The 20,052-nt window shown below is 63.5% G+C and carries 20 protein-coding genes; 14 read left to right on the top strand and 6 right to left on the bottom strand.

Annotated features, from left to right (window positions below; all coding sequences use genetic code 11):
* Positions 1 to 143: 143 nt before the first annotated feature.
* From AC2W7L_RS06255 to AC2W7L_RS06240, 4 genes are all read left to right on the top strand, one after another.
* Positions 144 to 605, top strand: a complete 462-nt coding sequence (locus tag AC2W7L_RS06255; RefSeq protein ID WP_486003733.1) for a MarR family winged helix-turn-helix transcriptional regulator — start codon at positions 144 to 146, stop codon at positions 603 to 605.
* A gap of 83 nt (positions 606 to 688) precedes the next feature.
* Positions 689 to 1,744: a pirin family protein gene (locus AC2W7L_RS06250; RefSeq protein WP_486003732.1), complete on the top strand. Its 1,056-nt coding sequence runs from the start codon at positions 689 to 691 to the stop codon at positions 1,742 to 1,744.
* A 102-nt stretch (positions 1,745 to 1,846) separates the two neighbouring features.
* Positions 1,847 to 2,221 carry a GNAT family N-acetyltransferase gene (locus AC2W7L_RS06245; RefSeq protein ID WP_486003731.1) on the top strand — a complete coding sequence of 125 codons (375 nt, stop codon included), beginning with the start codon at positions 1,847 to 1,849 and terminating at the stop codon, positions 2,219 to 2,221.
* An 8-nt stretch (positions 2,222 to 2,229) separates the two neighbouring features.
* On the top strand, positions 2,230 to 2,700 hold the full coding sequence (locus AC2W7L_RS06240) for a carboxymuconolactone decarboxylase family protein (RefSeq protein WP_486003730.1): 471 nt from the start codon (positions 2,230 to 2,232) through the stop codon (positions 2,698 to 2,700).
* Between the two features lie 72 nt (positions 2,701 to 2,772).
* Here the strand turns inward: AC2W7L_RS06240 and arr are convergent, their stop codons facing one another.
* On the bottom strand, positions 2,773 to 3,183 hold the full coding sequence (gene arr, locus AC2W7L_RS06235) for an NAD(+)--rifampin ADP-ribosyltransferase (protein ID WP_369865699.1): 411 nt from the start codon (positions 3,181 to 3,183) through the stop codon (positions 2,773 to 2,775).
* Positions 3,184 to 3,403: 220 nt separating this feature from the next.
* Here arr and AC2W7L_RS06230 point away from each other — a divergent pair, with 220 nt between their 5' ends.
* From AC2W7L_RS06230 to AC2W7L_RS06215, 4 genes are all read left to right on the top strand, one after another.
* Positions 3,404 to 4,711 carry an Nramp family divalent metal transporter gene (locus tag AC2W7L_RS06230; protein ID WP_486003729.1) on the top strand — a complete coding sequence of 436 codons (1,308 nt, stop codon included), beginning with the start codon at positions 3,404 to 3,406 and terminating at the stop codon, positions 4,709 to 4,711.
* Between the two features lie 94 nt (positions 4,712 to 4,805).
* Complete coding sequence (locus tag AC2W7L_RS06225; protein ID WP_486003728.1) at positions 4,806 to 5,765, top strand: alpha/beta hydrolase; 960 nt, start codon at positions 4,806 to 4,808, stop codon at positions 5,763 to 5,765.
* 10 nt (positions 5,766 to 5,775) lie between these two features.
* Positions 5,776 to 6,957 carry a methyl acetate hydrolase AcmB gene (gene acmB / locus AC2W7L_RS06220; RefSeq protein WP_486003727.1) on the top strand — a complete coding sequence of 394 codons (1,182 nt, stop codon included), beginning with the start codon at positions 5,776 to 5,778 and terminating at the stop codon, positions 6,955 to 6,957.
* Between the two features lie 85 nt (positions 6,958 to 7,042).
* Positions 7,043 to 8,077: a helix-turn-helix domain-containing protein gene (locus AC2W7L_RS06215; RefSeq protein ID WP_486003726.1), complete on the top strand. Its 1,035-nt coding sequence runs from the start codon at positions 7,043 to 7,045 to the stop codon at positions 8,075 to 8,077.
* 42 nt (positions 8,078 to 8,119) lie between these two features.
* Here AC2W7L_RS06215 and AC2W7L_RS06210 read toward each other — a convergent pair whose 3' ends face one another.
* From AC2W7L_RS06210 to AC2W7L_RS06190, 5 genes are all read right to left on the bottom strand, one after another.
* Positions 8,120 to 8,251 carry a hypothetical protein gene (locus AC2W7L_RS06210; RefSeq protein WP_263053679.1) on the bottom strand — a complete coding sequence of 44 codons (132 nt, stop codon included), beginning with the start codon at positions 8,249 to 8,251 and terminating at the stop codon, positions 8,120 to 8,122.
* 85 nt (positions 8,252 to 8,336) lie between these two features.
* On the bottom strand, positions 8,337 to 9,617 hold the full coding sequence (locus AC2W7L_RS06205; RefSeq protein ID WP_486003725.1) for a TRAP transporter large permease: 1,281 nt from the start codon (positions 9,615 to 9,617) through the stop codon (positions 8,337 to 8,339).
* Complete coding sequence (locus AC2W7L_RS06200; RefSeq protein ID WP_139906626.1) at positions 9,617 to 10,258, bottom strand: TRAP transporter small permease; 642 nt, start codon at positions 10,256 to 10,258, stop codon at positions 9,617 to 9,619. The genes AC2W7L_RS06205 and AC2W7L_RS06200 overlap by 1 nt, the downstream gene beginning before the upstream one ends.
* A 2-nt stretch (positions 10,259 to 10,260) precedes the next feature.
* Entirely contained in the window at positions 10,261 to 11,295 is a 1,035-nt protein-coding gene (locus tag AC2W7L_RS06195; protein ID WP_180987773.1) for a DctP family TRAP transporter solute-binding subunit, read from the bottom strand.
* 264 nt (positions 11,296 to 11,559) lie between these two features.
* Positions 11,560 to 12,240 (bottom strand): GntR family transcriptional regulator, encoded by a 681-nt coding sequence (locus tag AC2W7L_RS06190; RefSeq protein WP_223289814.1) that lies wholly within the window; start codon positions 12,238 to 12,240, stop codon positions 11,560 to 11,562.
* A gap of 163 nt (positions 12,241 to 12,403) precedes the next feature.
* Here AC2W7L_RS06190 and AC2W7L_RS06185 point away from each other — a divergent pair, with 163 nt between their 5' ends.
* The 6 genes from AC2W7L_RS06185 (at position 12,404) to AC2W7L_RS06160 (ending at position 20,010) form a co-directional block, all read left to right on the top strand.
* Positions 12,404 to 13,645 carry a CaiB/BaiF CoA transferase family protein gene (locus tag AC2W7L_RS06185; protein WP_486003724.1) on the top strand — a complete coding sequence of 414 codons (1,242 nt, stop codon included), beginning with the start codon at positions 12,404 to 12,406 and terminating at the stop codon, positions 13,643 to 13,645.
* A gap of 2 nt (positions 13,646 to 13,647) precedes the next feature.
* The gene (locus AC2W7L_RS06180; protein WP_486003723.1) at positions 13,648 to 15,390 is read left to right on the top strand and encodes a FumA C-terminus/TtdB family hydratase beta subunit; all 1,743 of its coding nucleotides are present in this window, start codon (positions 13,648 to 13,650) and stop codon (positions 15,388 to 15,390) included.
* Positions 15,391 to 15,438: 48 nt separating this feature from the next.
* A complete protein-coding gene (locus tag AC2W7L_RS06175; protein WP_486003722.1) occupies positions 15,439 to 16,587 on the top strand; it encodes an acyl-CoA dehydrogenase family protein in 1,149 nt (382 codons plus the stop codon).
* A gap of 108 nt (positions 16,588 to 16,695) precedes the next feature.
* Positions 16,696 to 17,964, top strand: coding sequence for an acyl-CoA dehydrogenase family protein (locus AC2W7L_RS06170; protein ID WP_486003721.1), 1,269 nt, complete (start codon positions 16,696 to 16,698; stop codon positions 17,962 to 17,964).
* A gap of 19 nt (positions 17,965 to 17,983) precedes the next feature.
* On the top strand, positions 17,984 to 18,841 hold the full coding sequence (locus AC2W7L_RS06165; protein WP_486003720.1) for an HTD2 family dehydratase: 858 nt from the start codon (positions 17,984 to 17,986) through the stop codon (positions 18,839 to 18,841).
* An 11-nt stretch (positions 18,842 to 18,852) separates the two neighbouring features.
* A complete protein-coding gene (locus AC2W7L_RS06160; protein ID WP_486003719.1) occupies positions 18,853 to 20,010 on the top strand; it encodes a CoA transferase in 1,158 nt (385 codons plus the stop codon).
* The last annotated feature ends 42 nt before the right edge of the window (positions 20,011 to 20,052 follow it).

Genomic DNA, 20,052 nt, shown 5'->3' with positions numbered 1-20,052 from the left:
GCTCCGGTACTTCGACGAGGGGATCGTCGACGTGGCCTGTTAACTCAAGGCCAGGTACAACATTGAACTACGATTTTGTTGACGGTGCAACAAAAGTGCCGGCCGACACATCGGATGGCAGTTCGTGAGGGAGAGACAGGCAGATGGAAGAGACGACTCCCGTCAGCAGCATGATCAGGCAGAACGGCCCGATCAAGATCGCGGCCTGGCGCCTGATGATGGAGAAGTATCAGGACTTCATGACGCGGTTCGAATACGAGTTCCGGACCCGACATGGGCTCAGCGCCAACGAATTCGATGTGCTCATCAACGCGTCGACTTCGGCGCAGGTCAGGCAGCGCGACCTGCTGCGCAGTCTGGTGATCAGCCGCAGTGCGCTCAGCCGCCTGCTCGGCAAACTCGAGGGGCGCGGGCTCGTGACCCAGGAGCCCGACCCGGAAGACCACCGCGGGGTACTCGTCGCCCTCACCGAGGCGGGGCAGAAGCTCTGCGCCGAGGCGGCCGAGACGAATGCGGAGATCATCTTCTCCGGATTCTCCGATGTCACCGACGCCGAGGCGGATGACATCTTCGAGCTCGTGTCCAGGATCTGCCCGGTGGGGTAGCTGACTCACAAAGCTCAGCCAGCGGTCGAGGGGGCCTGCCGCCGCCCCTCCCCGCACCTGTCGAAGAAGGCTAGGCTGAGGCCATGAGCAACGTTGAGACCCGTCCCGAACAGGTCGTCTGCAAGGCCGGGGGACTGCCCGGGTCCGCCTGCGACCAGCAGGGACGTTCCCCAGTCGAGATCATCACCTCCCGCGACGTGCCGCTGGGTGGACCCCGAGCGATGACCGTGCGGCGGACCCTGCCGCAGCGTCAACGTTCCCTCATCGGCCCGTGGTGCTTCGTCGACCACTACGGCCCGGCGGACGTTTCCGTCACCGGCGGAATGGACGTCGCACCTCACCCGCACACGGGTCTGCAGACCGTGAGTTGGCTGTTCGAAGGCGCCATCCAGCACATCGATTCCGGCGGCAATGCGGGCCTCGTCCTGCCCGGCGAGGTCAACCTTATGACCGCAGGCCGAGGCATCTGCCATTCCGAAGTCTCGACCGAGGGCACGACGACCCTGCACGGCGTCCAACTGTGGCTGGCTCTGCCCGATGCCACCCGACACCAGCCCGAACGCGAATTCGAGCATTTCGAACCCGAGCCGGTGTCGCTAGACGGCGGGGAGATGCTCGTCTTCCTCGGCCGCCTCGGCGAAGTATCCTCACCGGTGCACACGCACACCCCGCTGCTCGGCGCCGAGATCCGCCTCGATCCGGGCGCAACCATCGACCTGCCCGTCGATCCGCGGTTCGAGCACGGCGTCCTCGTCGATTCGGGGGATATCGTGCTGGAGAACGTCGATCTGCCGGTCGCGTCGATCGGCTACACGGGCATCGGCGTCGACGAACTGCGCATCGCTAATCGCGGCGACGAACCCGGCCGGCTCATCCTCATCGGCGGTGAACCGTTCACCGAAGAGATCGTCATGTGGTGGAATTTCCTCGGCCGCACCCACGAGGAGGTCGCCAGGTACCGTGAGGAATGGCAGGCCGAAGGCGATCGCTTCGGCGCCGTCGAGGGATACGTCGGCAAGGGCGGGCCCGGTCAGAACGCCGATGGCATGGGCAGGCTCCCCGCACCGAGGATGCCCGACGTCACGATCAAAGCGCGGAGGAATCCGCCCCCGCAGGTCCAGGGCGGACCCAAAGGGTGAGGTCCGGCGAGCCCTACCGGTGAGGTGTGGGGAATAACTCCGCGTCAGTTTTCGTCCTACCAGATGACCGGACCATCCGTCCTGAGCGAAAGGGCAATACCCATGTCGAAGACATTCGAAGACAAAACCGGCGCCGAGGTGACCGTGACCTTCAACGAGGACGGTCAGTCCTATGACATCGCCGTTGCCGACGGGACAGTCGCCGGGCACGCGTTCTTCCTGCCCGGTCCCGACCCGGAGACCGAACGCATCTTCCATCACACGGTCGTCGACGAGCAGTTCGGCGGCCGCGGGCTGTCGAAGTTCCTCGTCGCCGAGGCGCTCGATGACTCCCGTGAGCGTGGTGTGACCGTCGTGCCCGTCTGCCCGCTCTTCGTCAAGAAGCTGCAGGAGTCCGGCGGTGATTATGCGGCTCAAGGTGGTAAGTTCCGCAATGCGACGGGCGCCGATTTCGACATCGTCAAGCGACGGGCGTGAGTGCGGGTATGAGCAACGCAAGTCGACCATTCATCGACAAGATCCACCCCGAGAACTACAAGGCGATGGCCCAGGCGGCCGCGGCCTCGCGGAAGGCGTCACGCGCTGCGGGCCTGGATGACGGGCTCATCGAGCTCGTGAATACGCGGGTCTCGCAGATCAACGGCTGCCGCACCTGCCTGAGCATCCATGCCCCGGCGGCAAGGAAGGCCGGTGTCTCCCAGCTCAAGCTCGATGTGCTGCCGAGCTGGCACGAGGCCGAGATCTTCACTGATCAGGAGTTCGCGGCGCTGACCCTGGCCGAGTCGTTGACCGTGCTGGACAAAACGGAGGATCGGGACGCGATCGCCGCTGAGGTGGCGCAGTACCTGACGACCGAACAGATCTCTGCGATCGAATGGTCGACGATCCTCATCAACGCGTTCAACCGCATCTCGATCGCCAGCGACCACCCCGTGTTCGCAGCGAAGCAGGACTGAGTTTTTGCGGGCTCTCAGAAGGAAGCATCATGTCGTTGCAGCCGGACGCTTTGTGTTTTTGGCAGCCGCGACTCAGTTGATGATCTCGGCGCTGTCGTCGTCGAGAAGGGCCGCGAGTTTGTCCCGCCATGTCTGCAGCTCCTCAGGGGTCATACGCGGCCAGCCGTCGACCTCGCGAATCACCCTGAGCGGTTCGGTGCTTCTGTAGGACCGGGTGGGATTGCCCGGGAACTTCTTGTCGGTGACGTTGGGATCGTCCTCGAAGTCACCGGTGGGCTCGACCTCGTAGACATGCGGCGTTCCGTCGAGGGCGGCGACCTGGGCGGCGAGCCCTGCCCCGTCGATGATCGCCGTGAAATAGATGTGGTTCATGACCACCTCGGGGCGGTAATTCGATGCATACCCCGCGGTGAGCAGATCGCCCGGACTCAGTTTCGCTTTGGTGCCGTGGAAGAACGGCCCGTCATCAAGCAGCTCAGACATGCCTCGAATATACGCGCGCAAGCTGCGGATCGGTCCCAGAACTGGCGACTAGAATGGACTACAACGAGCACAGAAGCGTGGACCAACAGTATTCCACGAGCTGAGACTTCCGTCCCGGAATGTGACGACCTCGGCGATACTCTCCTGAGCGAACGATGCCCCGAGACAACGGTTCCGGCGGCGCCGTCGACGTACCCACGTGAAGGAGCCCATCCCGCCTATGTCCGCCGAAACGACGACGCAGACGAAGAACGCCGCCTCGGCGCCGACCTCACTGACCGGACGGCTCCGCCTCATCGGTCCGGGGATCGTTCTGGCGTTGGCCAGCGTCGGGGCCTCGGACATGATCACGACGATGAACTCCGGTGCCGAGTACGGGCTCGCGCTCATCTGGGTGTTCACGGTCGGCATCATCCTCAAATTCGTTCTCTCCGAAGCGGTTTCCCGGCTGCAGATGAGTGGTGACCGGTCTTTGATCTCCCACCTCACCCGGTTCGGCGGACGGACGTTCCCGGTGCTGTTCCTCATCGCAGAGCTGCTTGTCGGACTGTTCTTCGGGGCCGGTGTCATCGCGGTGACGACGACGATTCTGCAGGCGATCTTCCCTGTCCTGCCGTTCTGGCCGACCGCGATCGTCGTGCTCCTCTCCGCCGCGGCGCTTGTCGGCATCGGCCGGTACGGAATCGTGGAAAAGGCCATGATGGGCTTCGGAATCATCATGTTCTTCGGCATCCTCGCCTTGGCGATCTCCGTGTTCCAGGGTCAGGACGCGCAGGAGGTCGCCGCGGTGACGATCGTGCCGACGTTCCCGAACACCTCGATCATCACGGTGATGTCGCTCATCGGCGGAGTCGGGGGAGCGACCGGCATCCTCGCTTACTCGTTCTGGATCCGCGAGAAGGCGTGGCGCACACCTGATTGGAAGCCGGTCGTCCGACTCGACCTGTTCATCAGCTACGGACTCGTCTTCGTCTTCGCCGTGGCGATGAGTGCCGTGGGTGCCTTCATCCTCTACGGGCAGGGCTTCACGATTTCGGACAATGATGCGCTGTTCGCCATCGCCGATGACCTCGTGGGGCGGATCGGACAGACCGGCAGGTTGGTGTTCCTCATCAGCTTCCTCGCCGTGGTGTATACGAGCGTGCTCGGCGGGTTCTCCGGCATCGCCTACGTCACCGCCGACTGCCTGCGCGTGCTGCGCCGCTACCCGCATCAGGACGAGCCAGCCAATGAGATGTCGGCGAAGTCGATCGAGTTCCGCGGCGTCCTCGTCTACCTCTCGATCGCAACGTTGGTCATCATGAGCCTCGGCAAACCCGTCACCCTCGTGCTCGTCTACGCAGCGATCAGCGCGTTCATTCTGCCGGTGCTCGCCCTGGCGCTGCTCGTCATCCTCAATCGCTCATCCGTGCCGGCTCAGCTGCGCAACACGAAGTGGTCGAACGTGCTGCTCGCCGTGTGCCTGGCACTGTTCGGATTCTTGGCGATCCTCCAGGTCAAGGAGTCGGTGATGGGGTTCATCGGGTGAAGTGAGGTGCACCCGACAACTGTCGGGTGTGTGCGCGAAAAGCACGATGGTCTGGCGGTAGTGCCACGGTGCCGGGGTCGGCATACTTGGTGATATGACACAACGACGGTCACGATTCGACGCGGAGCTCGCCGCGAGTCTGTCCGTCATCGGCGGAGTATTCCCGCCGACCATCACTCCTTCGCTCATCGACTTCATGCGAGTCTCGTACGCCTCGGAGCCGCTCGCGGAGACCCTCAGCGGCCGAAGGGTCGAACATTCCGAATATCAGGTGCCGGGCCACCTCGGCGAGGACATCACCGTCTCCGTCTTCAGACGATCCGGGGACACCGGACGACGACCGACGATCGTCTACGCCCACTCCGGCGGATTGATGTTCGGCGATCGCTTCAGCGCGCTCGGACTCAACCTCGACTGGGTCGAGAGAATCGGTGCGATCCTCATCTGCCCCGAATACCGCCTGGCGCCCGAGTTCCAAGACCCTTATGCGCGTGAGGACATGTACGCCGCGCTCCTGTGGGCGGCAGAGAACGCCGACACCCTCGGCGTCGACCGCGCCCGACTCATCGTCGCCGGAGCCAGCTCCGGAGGGGGACTGGCCGCCGGAATGGCGCTGGCGGCCCGGGACCGGCGCGGACCGAAGCTCAAGGGCCAACTGCTCATCTACCCGATGCTCGACGACCGAGGCATCACACCGTCGACCCATCAGTTCGACGGCATCGGCGTCTGGGATCGGGTGAGCAACGAAACCGGATGGCAGGCGATGCTCGGCGATGACTACCGCACCGAGGCGGTCTCGCCCTACATCGCACCATCGCGTGCCAACGACCTCACCGATCTGCCGCCCGCGTACATCGACGTGGGCTCGGCCGAGATCTTCCGGGACGAAGCCGTCGCCTACGCCTCGGCCCTCTGGAACGACGGCAGCGAAGCGGAGCTGCACGTGTGGCCCGGAGGCTTCCACGCCTTCGACATCTTCGCCGCCCATACACACCTTGCGCAAGGAATGATCAGCACCCGAATGGCCTGGATCGAGAAGCTCCTGGCCGACTGAAAGGAACATCATGTCTGAGAACACAGCTGTCAACGACGCAGTTGTCCGCGTGGCCACGAAGACTGTCGACAGCGGCGGCGTCCCAGGCGTCGTCGCCGGAGTGACCACCGACAAGGAGACCATCAGTCTCACTGCTGCAGGAGTCCGCTCCCTCGACGATCCGCAGCCGATGACCACGGACTCCGTGTTCATGATCTTCTCCACGACGAAGGCCCTGACCGGCACCGTGGCACTGCAGCTGGTGGAGTCGGGAGAGCTCGACCTCGACGCCCCGGCGAAGGACTATGCCCCAGGATTGGCCGACGTACAGGTCATCGACGGCTTCGTCGACAGTGGAGAACCGATCCTTCGGGCACCCGCCAGCGAACCCACCACCAAACAGCTGCTGCTGCACACCGCCGGCTTCGGCTACGACTTCTTCAACGAGAAGTACGAACGACTCGCCCGCGAACACGGCCAGCCGAGCATCGTCACCGCGACCAGGAAGGCGTTGGAGACTCCGCTGCTGTTCGATCCCGGCACCCAGTGGGAGTACGGGTCGAACATGGATTGGGTCGGCCAGGTCATCGAAGGCATCACCGGAAAGACTCTGGGTGAGGCGATGCGCACCCGAGTCCTCGAACCGCTGGGCATGGACGACAGCACCTTCCGTCCGACCGCGTCGATGCAGGAGCGGCAGGCCACGATGCACCAGCGCACCGACGGCGAACTCGCGGCGACCGACTTCATGCTGCCCGAACCGGAGGTGGAGATGGGCGGCCACGGACTCTTCTCAACCGTCGATGACTACCTGAAGTTCATCAGGATGTGGCTCAACGACGGAGCAGCCGACGACGGAACCGTCGTCCTCCGCCCCGAAACGGTGGACATGGCCACGCAGAACCACCTCGGCGATCTTCGGGTGAAACTGCTGCCCGGAGTCATCCCGAGCTTGTCCAACGATGCGGAATTCTTCCCCGGCATGCCGAAAACCTGGGGATACACGTTTATGATCAACGAGGAGGACGCCCCGACCGGACGCCCGGCCGGCGCCGCCGCATGGGCGGGTCTTGCCAACCTCTACTACTGGTTCGACCGACAGAACAAGATCGGCGGGTACTGGGCCACACAGATCTTCCCCTTCGCAGACCCCGAATCCGTCGGGGGGTATCTCGAGATGGAGACGGCAGTCTACGATGCTCTGAAAGGCTGATTCGCGACTGAGGCGAATCGCGACCGTCGGTCGACAGTCGTGGACTACCAATCGTCGACCGACGGACGAACGAGGAGGTGGTGACGTGCAGGAGCTGCTCGGCAGGATTGCCAAGCTCGATCCCGAGGCGAGCCTGGGTCTGCGCGTCATCGCCTGCTTCGACGAACTCATGGCCGGCGAGGTCAATTCCCATGCCCTCGCCTCCGCGGCCGCGGCTCTGGCCGGTTGCCCGGCCGGCTTTCGCAGTGGGGACGGGAGCAGGCAACTGAGGGTCGACTCGGGCGGAGTCTCGATTCCGGGAGACCGACCCGCCGAGGTGGCCGCCCTGTCCCTGCCGAACGATTCCGAGGTCTGGCTCGAGCGGGAGGACGGTGCCTTGCCCAACGATGAACTCATCCTTGAGAGATTCGGCCTGGCCATCGGCGTGAGATTCGGTCTCGAACGGCAGCAGCTGGAGACCCCGCGGGACGTGGCGCTCGCCCTCGATCCTGCCGCGACGCCCGAAGACCGGAGTGCTGCCGCGGTTCGCCTCGGGTTGACGCCTGGTTCGCGATATCGAGTCCTCGCGGCCCCGCTGTTCGCCGTCTTCGAGAAACGACCCGCCGGTCCCACCGATGTCATCACCAGCGAACATGGCACTCTGCAGGTGGTCATCGTGACCGACGACACCGAGGACATCGCCGTGACACCGGCCGGACTGGGGCCGTCCGGGTCGATCGGAGAACTGCCGCGGTCACTGCGGGCAGCCGTGGTGGCACTGCGGCTCAGCCGCCCGCCCGAGGAAGGGCTCGTGCGGGCGGAAAACTTCGGTGGACTCGTCGAACTGCTCGCCGAATCATCTGACACAACCGATCCGGACGCTCCGCTGATCGACGAGATCATGGACTCGCCATGGGCGGAGTCCACGGTGCGCGTGCTCCTCGAAGCACCGACGATCAGACAGGCGGCCCGCGACCTCGGTCTGCACCACAGCACGGTGCAGAGCCGGGCCGAGCAGATCGAACGCTGCCTCGGCTACGACCCGCTGTCGGGCTACAACCGCACCAGGTTGGGCATCAGCGTGCTCCGGTGGCGGCTTCGCAATTCCCGAGTGCTTGAACTTCCGGGGCCCGTGGGGTGAGGGGTTCTTGGCCGCCACTTGCCCGCGGTACTCGCATCGTGCTCACTTCTGACCGGAGCTGATCCACTGAAGGTTGTCCACGATGTTCCGAGTCCCCTCGACGAGGATGCGGATCGCATCGAGGCTGCCCATGTCCTCGGCATCCAGTCTCAGATCGAGTGCGCCGAGACGCATCGGCGGTTTCGTGTGGCGAATGTAATAGTGCCTTGACTCTCCACTTGGGGGGTCAAGGCACTATTGCCGAATCCGGCCGTGCGTCTTACACGAAGGCAGTCGCGAGGAAAGGAACGAACGTGACCAGCGCGAGTGCCGCCAGCAGCACCAGCGCACTCGGCAATGCGGCCTTCGCCACTCCGACGACGCTCATACCGGACATGCCAGAGGCGACGAACAGGTTGAGGCCGAGCGGCGGTGTGATCATGCCGATCTCGAGGTTCATCACCACGATGATGCCGAAGTGGATCGGGTCGATGCCCAGCTCCATCGCGATCGGCAGCAGGATCGGGGCGAGGATGAGGATCGCCGAGGATGTCTCCATCACACAGCCGACGAACAGCAGCAGGATGTTGACGAGGATGAGGAACTGCCACGGCTGCAGGTCCCATTCGGTGATCGTCGTCGAGATCTGACCCGGGATCCGCTCGCTGGCGAGTACGAAGGTGAAGAGGATGCCGTTGGCGATGATGAACATGACCATCGCCGAGGTCTTCACCGACGCGAGAGTGACCTCCCACAGCTGCGAGATCTTGATCTCGCGGTAGATGAGAAGTGATACGATCAGCGAATACGCGACGGCGACGGCGGCCGCCTCGGTGGGGGTGAACCATCCGGAGTAGATTCCGCCGAGGACGAGGAACGGCAGGGCGAGGGCGAGGATCGCATCCCGGAACGCCTTGAGCTTGTCCTTGTTCGACATCCGGAAGCCGACCCCGGCGTGACCGTAGCCTTTCTTCCAGGCGACGAAGACGGCCATGCCCAGCAGCATCACCCCGGCGACGATGCCTGGCAGGACCCCAGCGATGAAGAGGTCGCCGATGTTCTGCTCGGTGGCGATGCCGAAGACGATGAGCGGAATCGACGGCGGGATGAGGATGCCCAACGACCCCGAGGTGGCCACGAGTCCCGTGGAGAATTCCTTCGGGTACCCGTTCTTCACCATCGCCGGAATCATCAGCGCACCGACCGCGACGACCGTGGCCGGTGAGGAGCCGGAGACCGCAGCGAAGAATACGCAGGCAAGAACGGTGGTGATGGCCATGCCACCGCGCAGGTGCCCGACCATGGCCGCACCGAAGTCGGTCAGTCGCCGGGAGATCCCACCACGAGACATGATGTTCGCCGCCAGGATGAAGAACGGGATCGCCATAAGCGGGAACGAGTTCAAGGCGTTGAACAGCCGTTCTGAGACCTGGGTCATCGGAATGAGCGTGAAATAGTAGAAGTAGACGAGGCTCGTCAGGCCCAAAGCGACCGCGATCGGCGCCGAGGTGACGAGCAGCGCAATGAGGACGACGACGAGGACGATCGTGGCTTCGAACATCAGCGATCGCCTCCCTTCTCGTCGGTCTCACCATCGCCGAGGCGGTCGCCTCCGTTGTCCCCGTGCGCGCGGTCAGCGCGGTCGCTTCCGTCATCGACGATCGCGATGTCTTCGACGTCGATGCCGACGGCGGCGGCCTCCTCGGCGAGGACATCCTTGTCGAGTTCCGTCGCAGGAGTGCGCAGGGCGCGGATGGTCATCTCCACCGCCCGGATGAAGAACAGAGTCATGCCCACGGCCAGCGAGAGTTCGACGACCCACAGCGGCAGCTTGAGCGCCGGGGTGATAGTCGTCCGCGAGAACGGTTCGGTGATGAGCGCCCACGACAGGTAGGCGATGAAGCCGGCGTAGACCAGAGTGGCCAGTCCGCCGAGGACGACGAAGAACTTCTTCGCCTTGCCCTTGAGCAGAGCCGGCATGATGTCGACGGCCACGTGATCGTTGTGGCGCAGGGTGACCACCGCACCGAAGAACGTCGAGAAGATGATGAGGTAGATGACGGCTTCTTCGGACCAGAAGAGTACGTCACCGGTGATATTGCGCAGAAGTACGGCGAAGACTGCCAGGGCGGTGGCCGCGATGAGACAGCCGCCGGCGAGGACGTTTTCGACCTTGCTGAGGTACTTGTCGATGATGTTCATCCTCAGCCCTTCTTCTCGTTGCGTTCGAGGAGTTCGTCGACGACCTCAGGGCCGATGACATCGCGGTACTTCTCGTATTCGGACGGCACGACCATGTCCTTGAAGGCTTGGCGCTCTTCCTTGCTCGGGATGACGATCTCTGTGCCGCCGGATTCCTCGATGGCCTTCTTCGCCTCGGCGTTGACCTTCTGTGCCTCTTTGCGATTGAACTTGCTGGCCTCATCTGCGGCTTCGTCGACTGCGGCCTGCAGATCGTCGGGCAGTTCGTCGTACCAGCGCTTGTTCACTGTGAGGATGTAGCCGATGTAACCGTGGTTGAGTTCGGTCACGTATTTCTGGACGGTGTGCATGTTCTGCGACTCGATGTTCGAGTAGGTGTTCTCACCTCCGTCGATGAGTCCCTGCTGCAGTCCGCTGTAGACCTCGGCGAATGCGAGCGGAGTCGGAACCCCACCCCAGGTCTCGAATTGAGTGCGCAGTACGTCGGAGGGCTGGATACGGTACTTCTTGCCCTTCATATCCTCAGGCTTCAGCGTCTTGTTGTTCGAGTGGATCTGCTTCATTCCCGAGTCCCACAGACCGAGGACTTTGAGCCCGTTGGCCTCGAGGTCGGGGTTCGCGTAGATGGCTTTGCCGATCTCCGTGTCGGGACTGGCGACCTCGGGGATCTCGTCCGGGTCGTCGAAGATGAAGGGGAGATCGAGGACCTGCAGGCTCGGCGCGATCGTTGTGAACTTCGCGCTTGCCGGGGCCAGCATCTGGACGGCATTGGACTGGATGGCCTGCATCTCGTCCTTGTCGCCGTAGAGTTCCGAGTTCGGGAATACCTCGACCTCGATGCGGCCACCGGACTTCTCCTCGACCTGTTCGGCGAAGAAGTCAGCGGCCAGTCCCTTCGGTGTGCCCACCGAAGTGACATGGGCGAAGCGCAGTTCGAACTTCTGTTGATCTCCGCTGCGCGCAGGATTGCATCCGCTCAGCAGCAGGAGGCTTATCGAGAGGCCCGCGATGAGCGGCTTCCACCTCGGTCGTCTCATTGACGTCATCGTCAGCTCCAGTCAGGTTGGCCAGGGGCGATGCCGATCGGGAGCCTGTGTGCGGACGAGTCTGCCCTCAACGACGGCTGGTCATTGCCGGGTGGAGAGTTCGTGCCGAGTCAGGTTCTCGATCGACCGTTTACGAGCCTAGAGGACTTTTCGCTGATTTCCAATATGATCTGTCAAATAATGCATTATTTGTCGGGAGGGGCTTCCCGGGCGTGGATCCCGGAGGAGTGGCGCCCACGGTCCGTGCTGAGGCAGTCAGTCCGTGTCGAAGTCGAAGGGGTCGGAGACTGCCTGACCGGTCGTCGACTCGGCCAGGCGGAGGAAGCCGTTCGTGATGTGGTCGCCGAGGTGGCGCGCCGCCGCGTCCGGATCGACGTCGCGCACGGCGTCGACGATCGACTGATGTTCGGCGTGCACCTGGTCGAGTCGCTCGGGGCTGTCGAGGGTGAGGTCCCACGGGAACGCTCGCCAGCGCGCAGCGATGTCGTCGCGGAGCGCGGGCATTCCACAGCGGTCGTAGAAGAAGAAGTGGAACTCCTCGTTGCGAGTGTTGCGTCCCAGAGAATCACCGTCGGCGCTCGCCTCGTCAAGAGCTTGGAGTAGGCGCTCGGCCTGGCGCAGCTCGTGTCGAGAGATCCGTGTGGTCGCGCGGGCGATGGCGAAGGTCTCGGTGAGCTTTCGGGTGACGAAGAGAGACTTGAGGCGGTCGACGTCGACGCCGGCGACGCGGACGCCGCGGTGAGCTTCGGAGGTGACGAGACCCTCGGCTTCGAGGATTCGCAGGGCCTCGCGGACAGGGGTGATGGAGGCATTGAACCATTCGGCGACCTGATCCTGTCGCAGTCGCTCGCCGCGATCGAGCTTGCGGGAGAGGATCTTGCGTCGCAGGCCGAGGACGATGACGTCCCGCTTGGTCGATGCCGACTCCTGATCCACCCGATGCCTTTCGTTCATACGTCACCCGCTGTCGGGGTGTCGGTTCATGTCTCGATGGTCTCAGTCTACAGGCTCAGGCATCAGCTGGGACTAAAGAATGCATTATCTGTGAAGATATGTATGATGTGGGTGTCAACGATTCACACCTCGTCGTGGAGGGCCGATGGCCACTGCTGCACCGACGTCCGTACCGAGCCCCGCGGGCCAGGACGACGCAACCGCCTCACATTTGCCGCTGACCGGCATCACTGTCATCAGCTGCGAGCAGGCAGTCGCCGCCCCGTTCGCCTCACGCCAGCTGGCGGACCTCGGAGCCCGGGTCATCAAGATCGAACGCCCAGGCGTCGGCGACTTCGCCCGCGGATACGACACGACGGTCAATGGACTCTCGAGCCATTTCGTGTGGATCAACCGGAATAAGGAGAGCCTGGCGCTCGACCTCAAGAGCCCCGACGGACTTAAGATCCTCCACGATCTCATCGCCTCGGCGGATGTCTTCATCCAGAATTTCGCCCCCGGCGCGGCAGAGAGACTCGGCCTTGGCGCCGACGAGCTCCGGTCGATCAACCCTCGGCTGATCCACGCGTCGATCACCGGATACGGCACGGACGGGCCATACAAAGATGCCAAGGCCTACGATGCACTTGTGCAGGCCGAGGCAGGACTGGTCTCCGTGACCGGAACAGAGGAGTTCCCCGCGAAGACGGGAATCTCGACGGCAGATATCGCCGCGGGAATGTACACCTATTCCGGCATCCTCACCGCTCTGTACAACCGCGAGCGCACCGGTGTTGGAGCCACCCTGTCGACGAGCCTCTTCGACTCCCTCGTCGAATGGATGGGCTACCCCCTCTACTTCACCCGCTACGGCGGCACCCGCCCCACCCGCGCCGGCACCTCCCATGCCGCCATCGCCCCCTACGGTGCGTTCACCTGCGGCGACGGTACTCAGATCATGCTCGCGATCCAGAACGAACGCGAATGGGAACGCTTCGCCACCCAGGTCCTCGACCGCCCCGACATGGTCACCGACGAACGCTTCGACCGCGCCGCCCACCGCTACGCCCACCGACACGAACTCCAAGAGATCATTGAGCGGGCTTTCTCCGCGCTCACCGGCGAAGCCTGCGACGAACTGCTCGAGACAGCCGGCGTCGCCCACTCGAGGCAGCGCGATATGAGCGAGATCGCCGACCATCCGCAGCTGACCGAACGCCATCGCTGGCACGAGGTCGAGACCCCCGCCGGGCCGATCTCCATGCTCGCACCCCCGGTCGAGATGTCCGGGGTGGGCAATCGCATGGACCCGATCCCAGCGGTGGGGCAGAATTCGGAGTCCATCCTCGGCGAGCTGGGGATGAATGCCGAGACGATCGGCGAACTGCGCAACAACGGGGTGATCTGACGATGAATGACGAACCCGCACACACGACCGACGGCGGGGCCGCCTCGGCGAGGGCCGACGACTTCGCCTACTCGCCTCTGCTGCCCACCGAGGGCGAAGGCCCGCGGATGCGCAGGCTCGACATCGGGGGAGTGGAGACGACCACCGCCGAGGTGGCCGGGACGTCGCGCACGTTCCTCACGGTGGCACCAGAGACCCTGTCCGACCTCGCCGAGGTGGCTTTCAAGGAGATCTCGCACTATCTGCGCACCGACCACCTGGCCAGCCTGCGCGCGATCATCGAGGATCCGGAAGCCAGTGACAACGACGTCTTCGTCGCTCTTGACCTGCTGCAGAACGCGGCGGTCTCGGCCGGGGAGATCCTGCCGATGTGTCAGGACACGGGCACCGCAATCGTCTCCGCCAAGCGAGGCCCGAACGTGCTCACCGATGGCGATGATGCGCGGCATCTGTCGCGCGGAATCGGGCGTGCCTACGAAGAACTCAACCTTCGGTACTCGCAGTTGGCACCGACGAGCCTGTTCGAAGAGACGAACACCGGCACCAACCTGCCCGCCCAGATCGAGGTGGCACTGAGCCCCGCCGACGACTATGAGCTCCTGTTCATGGCCAAAGGCGGAGGCAGTGCGAACAAGTCCTTCCTCTATCAGGAGACGAAGGCCGTGCTCAACGAATCGGCAATGCTCGACTTCCTCGCCGAGAAGATCTCCACCCTCGGCACCGCAGCCTGCCCTCCCTATCATCTGGCCGTCGTCATCGGCGGGCCGTCGGCCGAATTCACGCTCAAGACCGCGAAGCTCGCCAGTGCCCACTACCTCGATGATCTGCCGGAGACCGGCGACGCCGAGTTGGGCCACGGATTCCGGGACCGGGAATTCGAGCAGACCGTCTTCGAACTCACCCAGAACCTCGGATTCGGTGCCCAGTTCGGCGGCAAGTACTTCTGCCACGACGTCCGCGTCGTCCGGCTGCCCCGACACAACGGATCCCTGCCGATCGCGATCGCCGTAAGCTGTTCGGCCGACCGGCAGATCATCGCCCGCATCAACGCAGACGGCGTGTTCATCGAAGAGCTCGAACACGATCCGGCGAGGTTCCTGCCCGCGATGGGCCGGGTCGAGGAGATCGAATCCGGCAATGTCACCGCCATCGACCTCGACCGACCGATGCCGAGCCTGCAGGCACAGCTGTCCGGGCTCTCCGTCGGTGACCGTGTGTCGCTGACGGGAACGGTCATCGTCGCCCGCGACATCGTGCACGCGAACCTGCGCGACCGCCTCAATGCCGGTGGGGAACTTCCCGAGTATTTCAAAGACCATCCGATCTACTATGCGGGGCCGGCGAAGACACCCGAGGGGATGCCCTCGGGATCGTTCGGTCCGACCACCTCGTCGCGGATGGACACCTATGTGCGGCAGTTCCAGGAGGCCGGCGGGTCGATGATCATGCTCGGCAAAGGCAATCGGTCAACACAGGTGAAGAGCTCCTGCGCCGAATTCGGCGGCTTCTACCTCGGATCGATCGGCGGCCCTGCCGCCCGGCTGGCGCAGGACTGCATCACCTCGGTCGAGGTCCTCGATATGGAGGAGCTCGGGATGGAGGCAGTGTGGAAGATCCACGTCGAAGACTTCCCGGCGTTCATCATCACCGACGACAAGGGCAATGACTTCTTCGACAGCACCGGCCCACCGACGCTCGGCCTCGGCCGGACCCGCACGGTCCGCGACGGCACCCGACTGGACTGAACTTTCCAAATGACGACCACAGCGCATCAAGGAATTGAGGATTTCACCATGGCAGTGAGCAATGAAGAGCAGATGATGATCGACCTGGTCGCCGAATTCATCGACGAGCAGGTCAAACCCAGCGTCAACAAGGTCGAGCACGCCAATGAGTACCCCGAAGCGTGGATCCAGACGATGAAGGACATGGGCATCTACGGGCTCGCCATCGACGAGCCGTGGGGGATGGGCAAGGTCTCGACCGAGGCGTATGCGCTCATCACTCAGGAGCTCGCGCGCGGGTGGATGTCCCTGGCGGGTGCCATGGGCGGGCACACCGTCGTCGCGAAGCTCCTCCAGGAATATGGCACTGCCGAGCAGAAGGATACGTACCTGCCGCGGATGGCCACCGGTGAGCTGCGCGCGACGATGGCGCTGACCGAACCCGGCGGCGGGTCCGATCTGCAGGCGATGCGCACGACGGCGACGAAGGATGGTGACGATTACGTCATCAATGGGTCGAAGACGTGGATCACGAATGCCCGGAAGTCCGATCTCATTGCGCTGCTGTGCAAGACCGACCCCGAGGCGGAACCCCGTCACAAGGGCATCTCGATCATCCTTGTGGAGAAGGGGGAGGGCTTCACGGTCTCCCAGGATCTCTCGAAGCTCGGGTACAAGGGCGTCGAGACCTGCGAATTGTCCTTCGATGGGCTCCGGCAGCCGCAGTCGCAGCTGCTCGGTGAGGTTGAGGGTGTCGGGTTCAAGCAGATGATGAAGGGCCTCGAGATCGGCCGCATCCAGGTCGCGTCCCGGTCGCTTGGTGTCGCGCAGGCGGCGCTTGATGATGCGGTGAAATATTCGCAGGAGCGTGAGTCGATGGGCAAGCCGATCTGGAAGCATCAGTCGGTGGGCAACAAGCTCGCCACGATGGCGACGAAGCTCGAAGCTGCTCGGCAGCTCGTCCTCCACGCCGCTCGTACCTATGATTCGGGGGCGCGTGTGGACATGGAGGCGGGAATGGCGAAGCTCTACGCCTCGGAGATGGCCGCCGAGGTGGCTCTCGACGCCATCCGCGTCCATGGCGGTTACGGATACTCCACCGAATACGACGTCGAACGCTATTACCGGGATGCTCCGCTGATGATCGTCGGCGAGGGTACGAACGAGATCCAGATGAACGTCATCGCCAAGCAGCTCATCGGTCGGAACAGGGCCTGAGCAGCGTGGGCAGGCCCCCACAGTTGCGCAACCAGCCCACCCGCGTCTGACGAATCCGCACGATTAGCCTCTGGCCATCTGGCCAGGCACTCCACCCGAGGGAAGAACATGACTCATAAGCCGCGTCCGCGTCCGGATACTCCGCACATGATGACCGAGGAGCGCCTCGAAATTCAGGCGCTCGCCCGCGAGTTCGCCCGTGATGTCGTCCTGCCGATCGCCAATGAGCTTGATCCGGTTGAGGGGCAGTTCCCGGATTCGATGGTCAAGCAGATGGCGGAGATGGGGTTCTTCGGCATCCTCATCCCCGAGGAATACGGCGGGCTGGGGCTCGGTGTGTTCGAGTACTGCCTCGTGGCTGAGGAACTCTCCCGTGCCTGGATGTCCGTGGCCGGCCTGTTGGCTCGTGGCAACGGCATGGGTGGCGGATTCTCGCCCGAGCAGGAAGCGAGGCTGTTGCCGAAGGTTGCCAGTGGTGAGTACCTCGGCGCCTTCGCCCTGTCTGAGGCCGAGGCCGGGTCGGATGTGGCGAACCTGCGGTGCAAGGCCGAGCGCAATGCCGATGGTGATTGGGTCATCAACGGCACGAAGATGTGGTGTACGTATGCCGATCAGGCCGACTACATCGTCCTCTTCGCCCGCACTTCGGCGGAGGAGAAGCGGCATCGGGGGATCTCGGTGTTCCTCGTCGAGAAGGAACGCGGCACCTTCCCCGAAGGGCTCTCCGGGGCACCGGCGAAGAAGATCGGGTACCACGGGTGGAAGACATGGGAGCTGTCGTTCGATAACTTCGTTCTGCCTGCCGATTCCCTCCTCGGAGAGGAAGGCCGTGGGTTCTACCAGGCAGTGTCCGGGCTTGAGGTTGGGCGTGCGCACACTGCGGCGCGGTCGATCGGTCTGGCACAGGCGGCTCTCGAGGATTCGGTGAAGTACCTCAAGGAACGTGAGCAGTTCGGTCATCCTTTGGCTGATTTCCAGCATCTGCGGTTCAAAGTCGCGGATATGGCCGCTCAGATCGAGGCGTGCCGGCAGCTGATGTACCACGTGTGCACGGAGATCGATTCGGGTCGCCGGTGTGACAAGGAAGCGGCGATGGTGAAGTACCTGGCCGGAGAGATGAGCGAGAAGGTCACGTCCGAGGCGCTGCAGATCCATGGCGGTGCCGGGTACACGAAGGACTTCGCCGTCGAGCGCCACTGGAGGGATGCGCGGTTGACGAAGATCTTCGAGGGCTCGTCGGAGATTCAGATGCGCATCATCTCGACGAACTCCTCGGCCGCTGAATTACTACCTGACGGCGGCCCAGCAACCTGGCGCCAGGTATCTGCGCCGCGTCGGGTAGCAATTAGCAGGTTGTGGGTGCACTTTTCGAACTAACGAATGGAAGATGACTGCGATGAGTGAGACGAATCTCCAGGACTGGGTCGGCCGAACCGCCACTGCCACTGAGATCGCCGATGGGGAACGGGCCGCACGCCTGGCGACACTGCTCGGCCATGACGGTGACCCGGCGTCGCCGCTGTTCCCAATGGGGCACTGGCTGCACTTCTCTGAAGATGATGTGCCGATGAGTGACCTCGGGACTGATGGGCATGCCGCGCTCGGTGGGTTCATGCCCCCGGTGCCCCTGCCCAGGCGGATGTGGGCCGGCAGCGACCTGACCTTCCACGCTTCGATTCTGCCCGGGCAGACGATTGAGCGGACGACGACGATCGACTCGATTACGGAGAAGACCGGCAGCACCGGCCCGTTGTGTTTCGTCGTGCTTCGTCACGAGCTCACTGCTGACGGGAAGCCTGCCACGACGGATCGGCACACGATTGTCTACCGGGAAGCCACAGAGGTGCCCGAGGGATCGGCGGCAAAACCACCCCGTGAAGACTCGCCGGCACCAGACGGTTGGGACTGGGTGAAGAGCGTGCGTCCGAACGAGGTCATGCTTTTCCGCTACTCGGCGTTGACGTTCAACTCCCATCGCATCCACTACGACCACCCGTACGTCACCGAGGTCGAAGGCTACCCCGGCCTGGTCACGCACGGCCCCTTGACCGCGACGTTGTTGTTGGATGCGTTCATGTCCACCCACACCGAGGCGGTCGTGTCTGAATATCGTTTTACTGCGAAGTCCCCGTTGTTCGCGAACGAGCAGATCCACCTCGTCGGCCGAGAGACCGAACCCGGTATCCACGAACTCCAGGCCATCGCCCCGGGTGGGAAGACCGCGATTGCCGCCACTGTGACGACGAAGAACTGAGGAGCACCAGCATGACCGACACCCGTCCCGCACCACTGACTGGTCTTAAGATCGTTGAGATCTCTGCCTTCGTCGCAGCCCCGCTAGGGTCGATGACGCTCGCGCAGCTTGGCGCCGATGTGATCCGTATCGATCCGATCGGCGGGAACATCGATGCGAATCGGTGGCCGATCAGCGATGACGGTACGAGCATCTACTGGGCGTCTCTGAATAAGGGGAAGCGGTCGGTCACGCTGGATCTGAAGTCCGAGGAGGGGCAGAAGATCGCCACCCAGCTGATTGCTGAGGCGGGGACGCTCATTACGAATCTGCCGGCCCGAGGGTGGTTGAGCTATGAGAATCTCAAGCAGCATCGCGAGGATCTCGTCATGTTGCGCCTGGGCGGGTGGCACGACGGTTCCCCGGCAGTGGATTACACGGTGAATGCGGCCAGTGGTTTCCCGATCATCACCGGTGACGACGAGCGTCCGGTGAACAATGCCGTGCCAGCGTGGGATGTCGCGGCGGGGCTCTATATTTCCAACGGGATCATCGCTGCTGAGCTGGATCGTCGCTCGTCGGGCAAGGGCCAAGAGATCACCCTGGCTTTGTCGGATGTCATGCTCGCGACCGTCGGCAACCTCGGCTACATCGCCGAAGTGCAGGCAACGGGGAAGACCCGTGGTGCCTTGGGCAACGGGTTGTATGGAGCGTATGGTCAGTCGTTCGAGTGCGCGGATGGCCGTCAGGTGATGGTCGTGGTCATTTCGAACAAGCACTGGCGTGGTTTGGGCAAGGCGACGGGGTTGAGCGAGAAGCTCGAGATGATCGGTCCACTGCTCGAGGTGGACCTGAATACCGAAGGCGGCAGGTTCGAGGCGAGGGAGGCCATCGACGCGGTGGTGCATCCGTGGTTCGCTTCGCACAGTTCCGAGGACGCGACGAGACTGCTCGCCGAGGCGGGGGTGCTCGTCGGCGGGTTCCAGACGTTCGAGGAACTCGTGAACTCCGACCCGCGGTGTTCGACGGAGAATCCGATGCTCACCGAAATCGACCAACAGGGTGTCGGACGGGTGTTGGCTCCTCGGGTGCCGTTGCAGTTCGGAGGGACTCCGGTAGCGGATGCTGTCCCTGCGCCCCAGCTTGGTGGGGACACTGAGGCTGTCATTGCGAGTCTGGTAGGTCGGTAAATTCGCGAAGCGCCGGAACTGAGAATTCGGAATTTGGAAACG

The sequence above is a fragment of the Brevibacterium sp. LAARM3_SD1 genome, from assembly GCF_057364765.1.
Note: the sequence above shows the minus strand (reverse complement) of the source record. Positions and strands in the feature narration are given on the sequence as shown.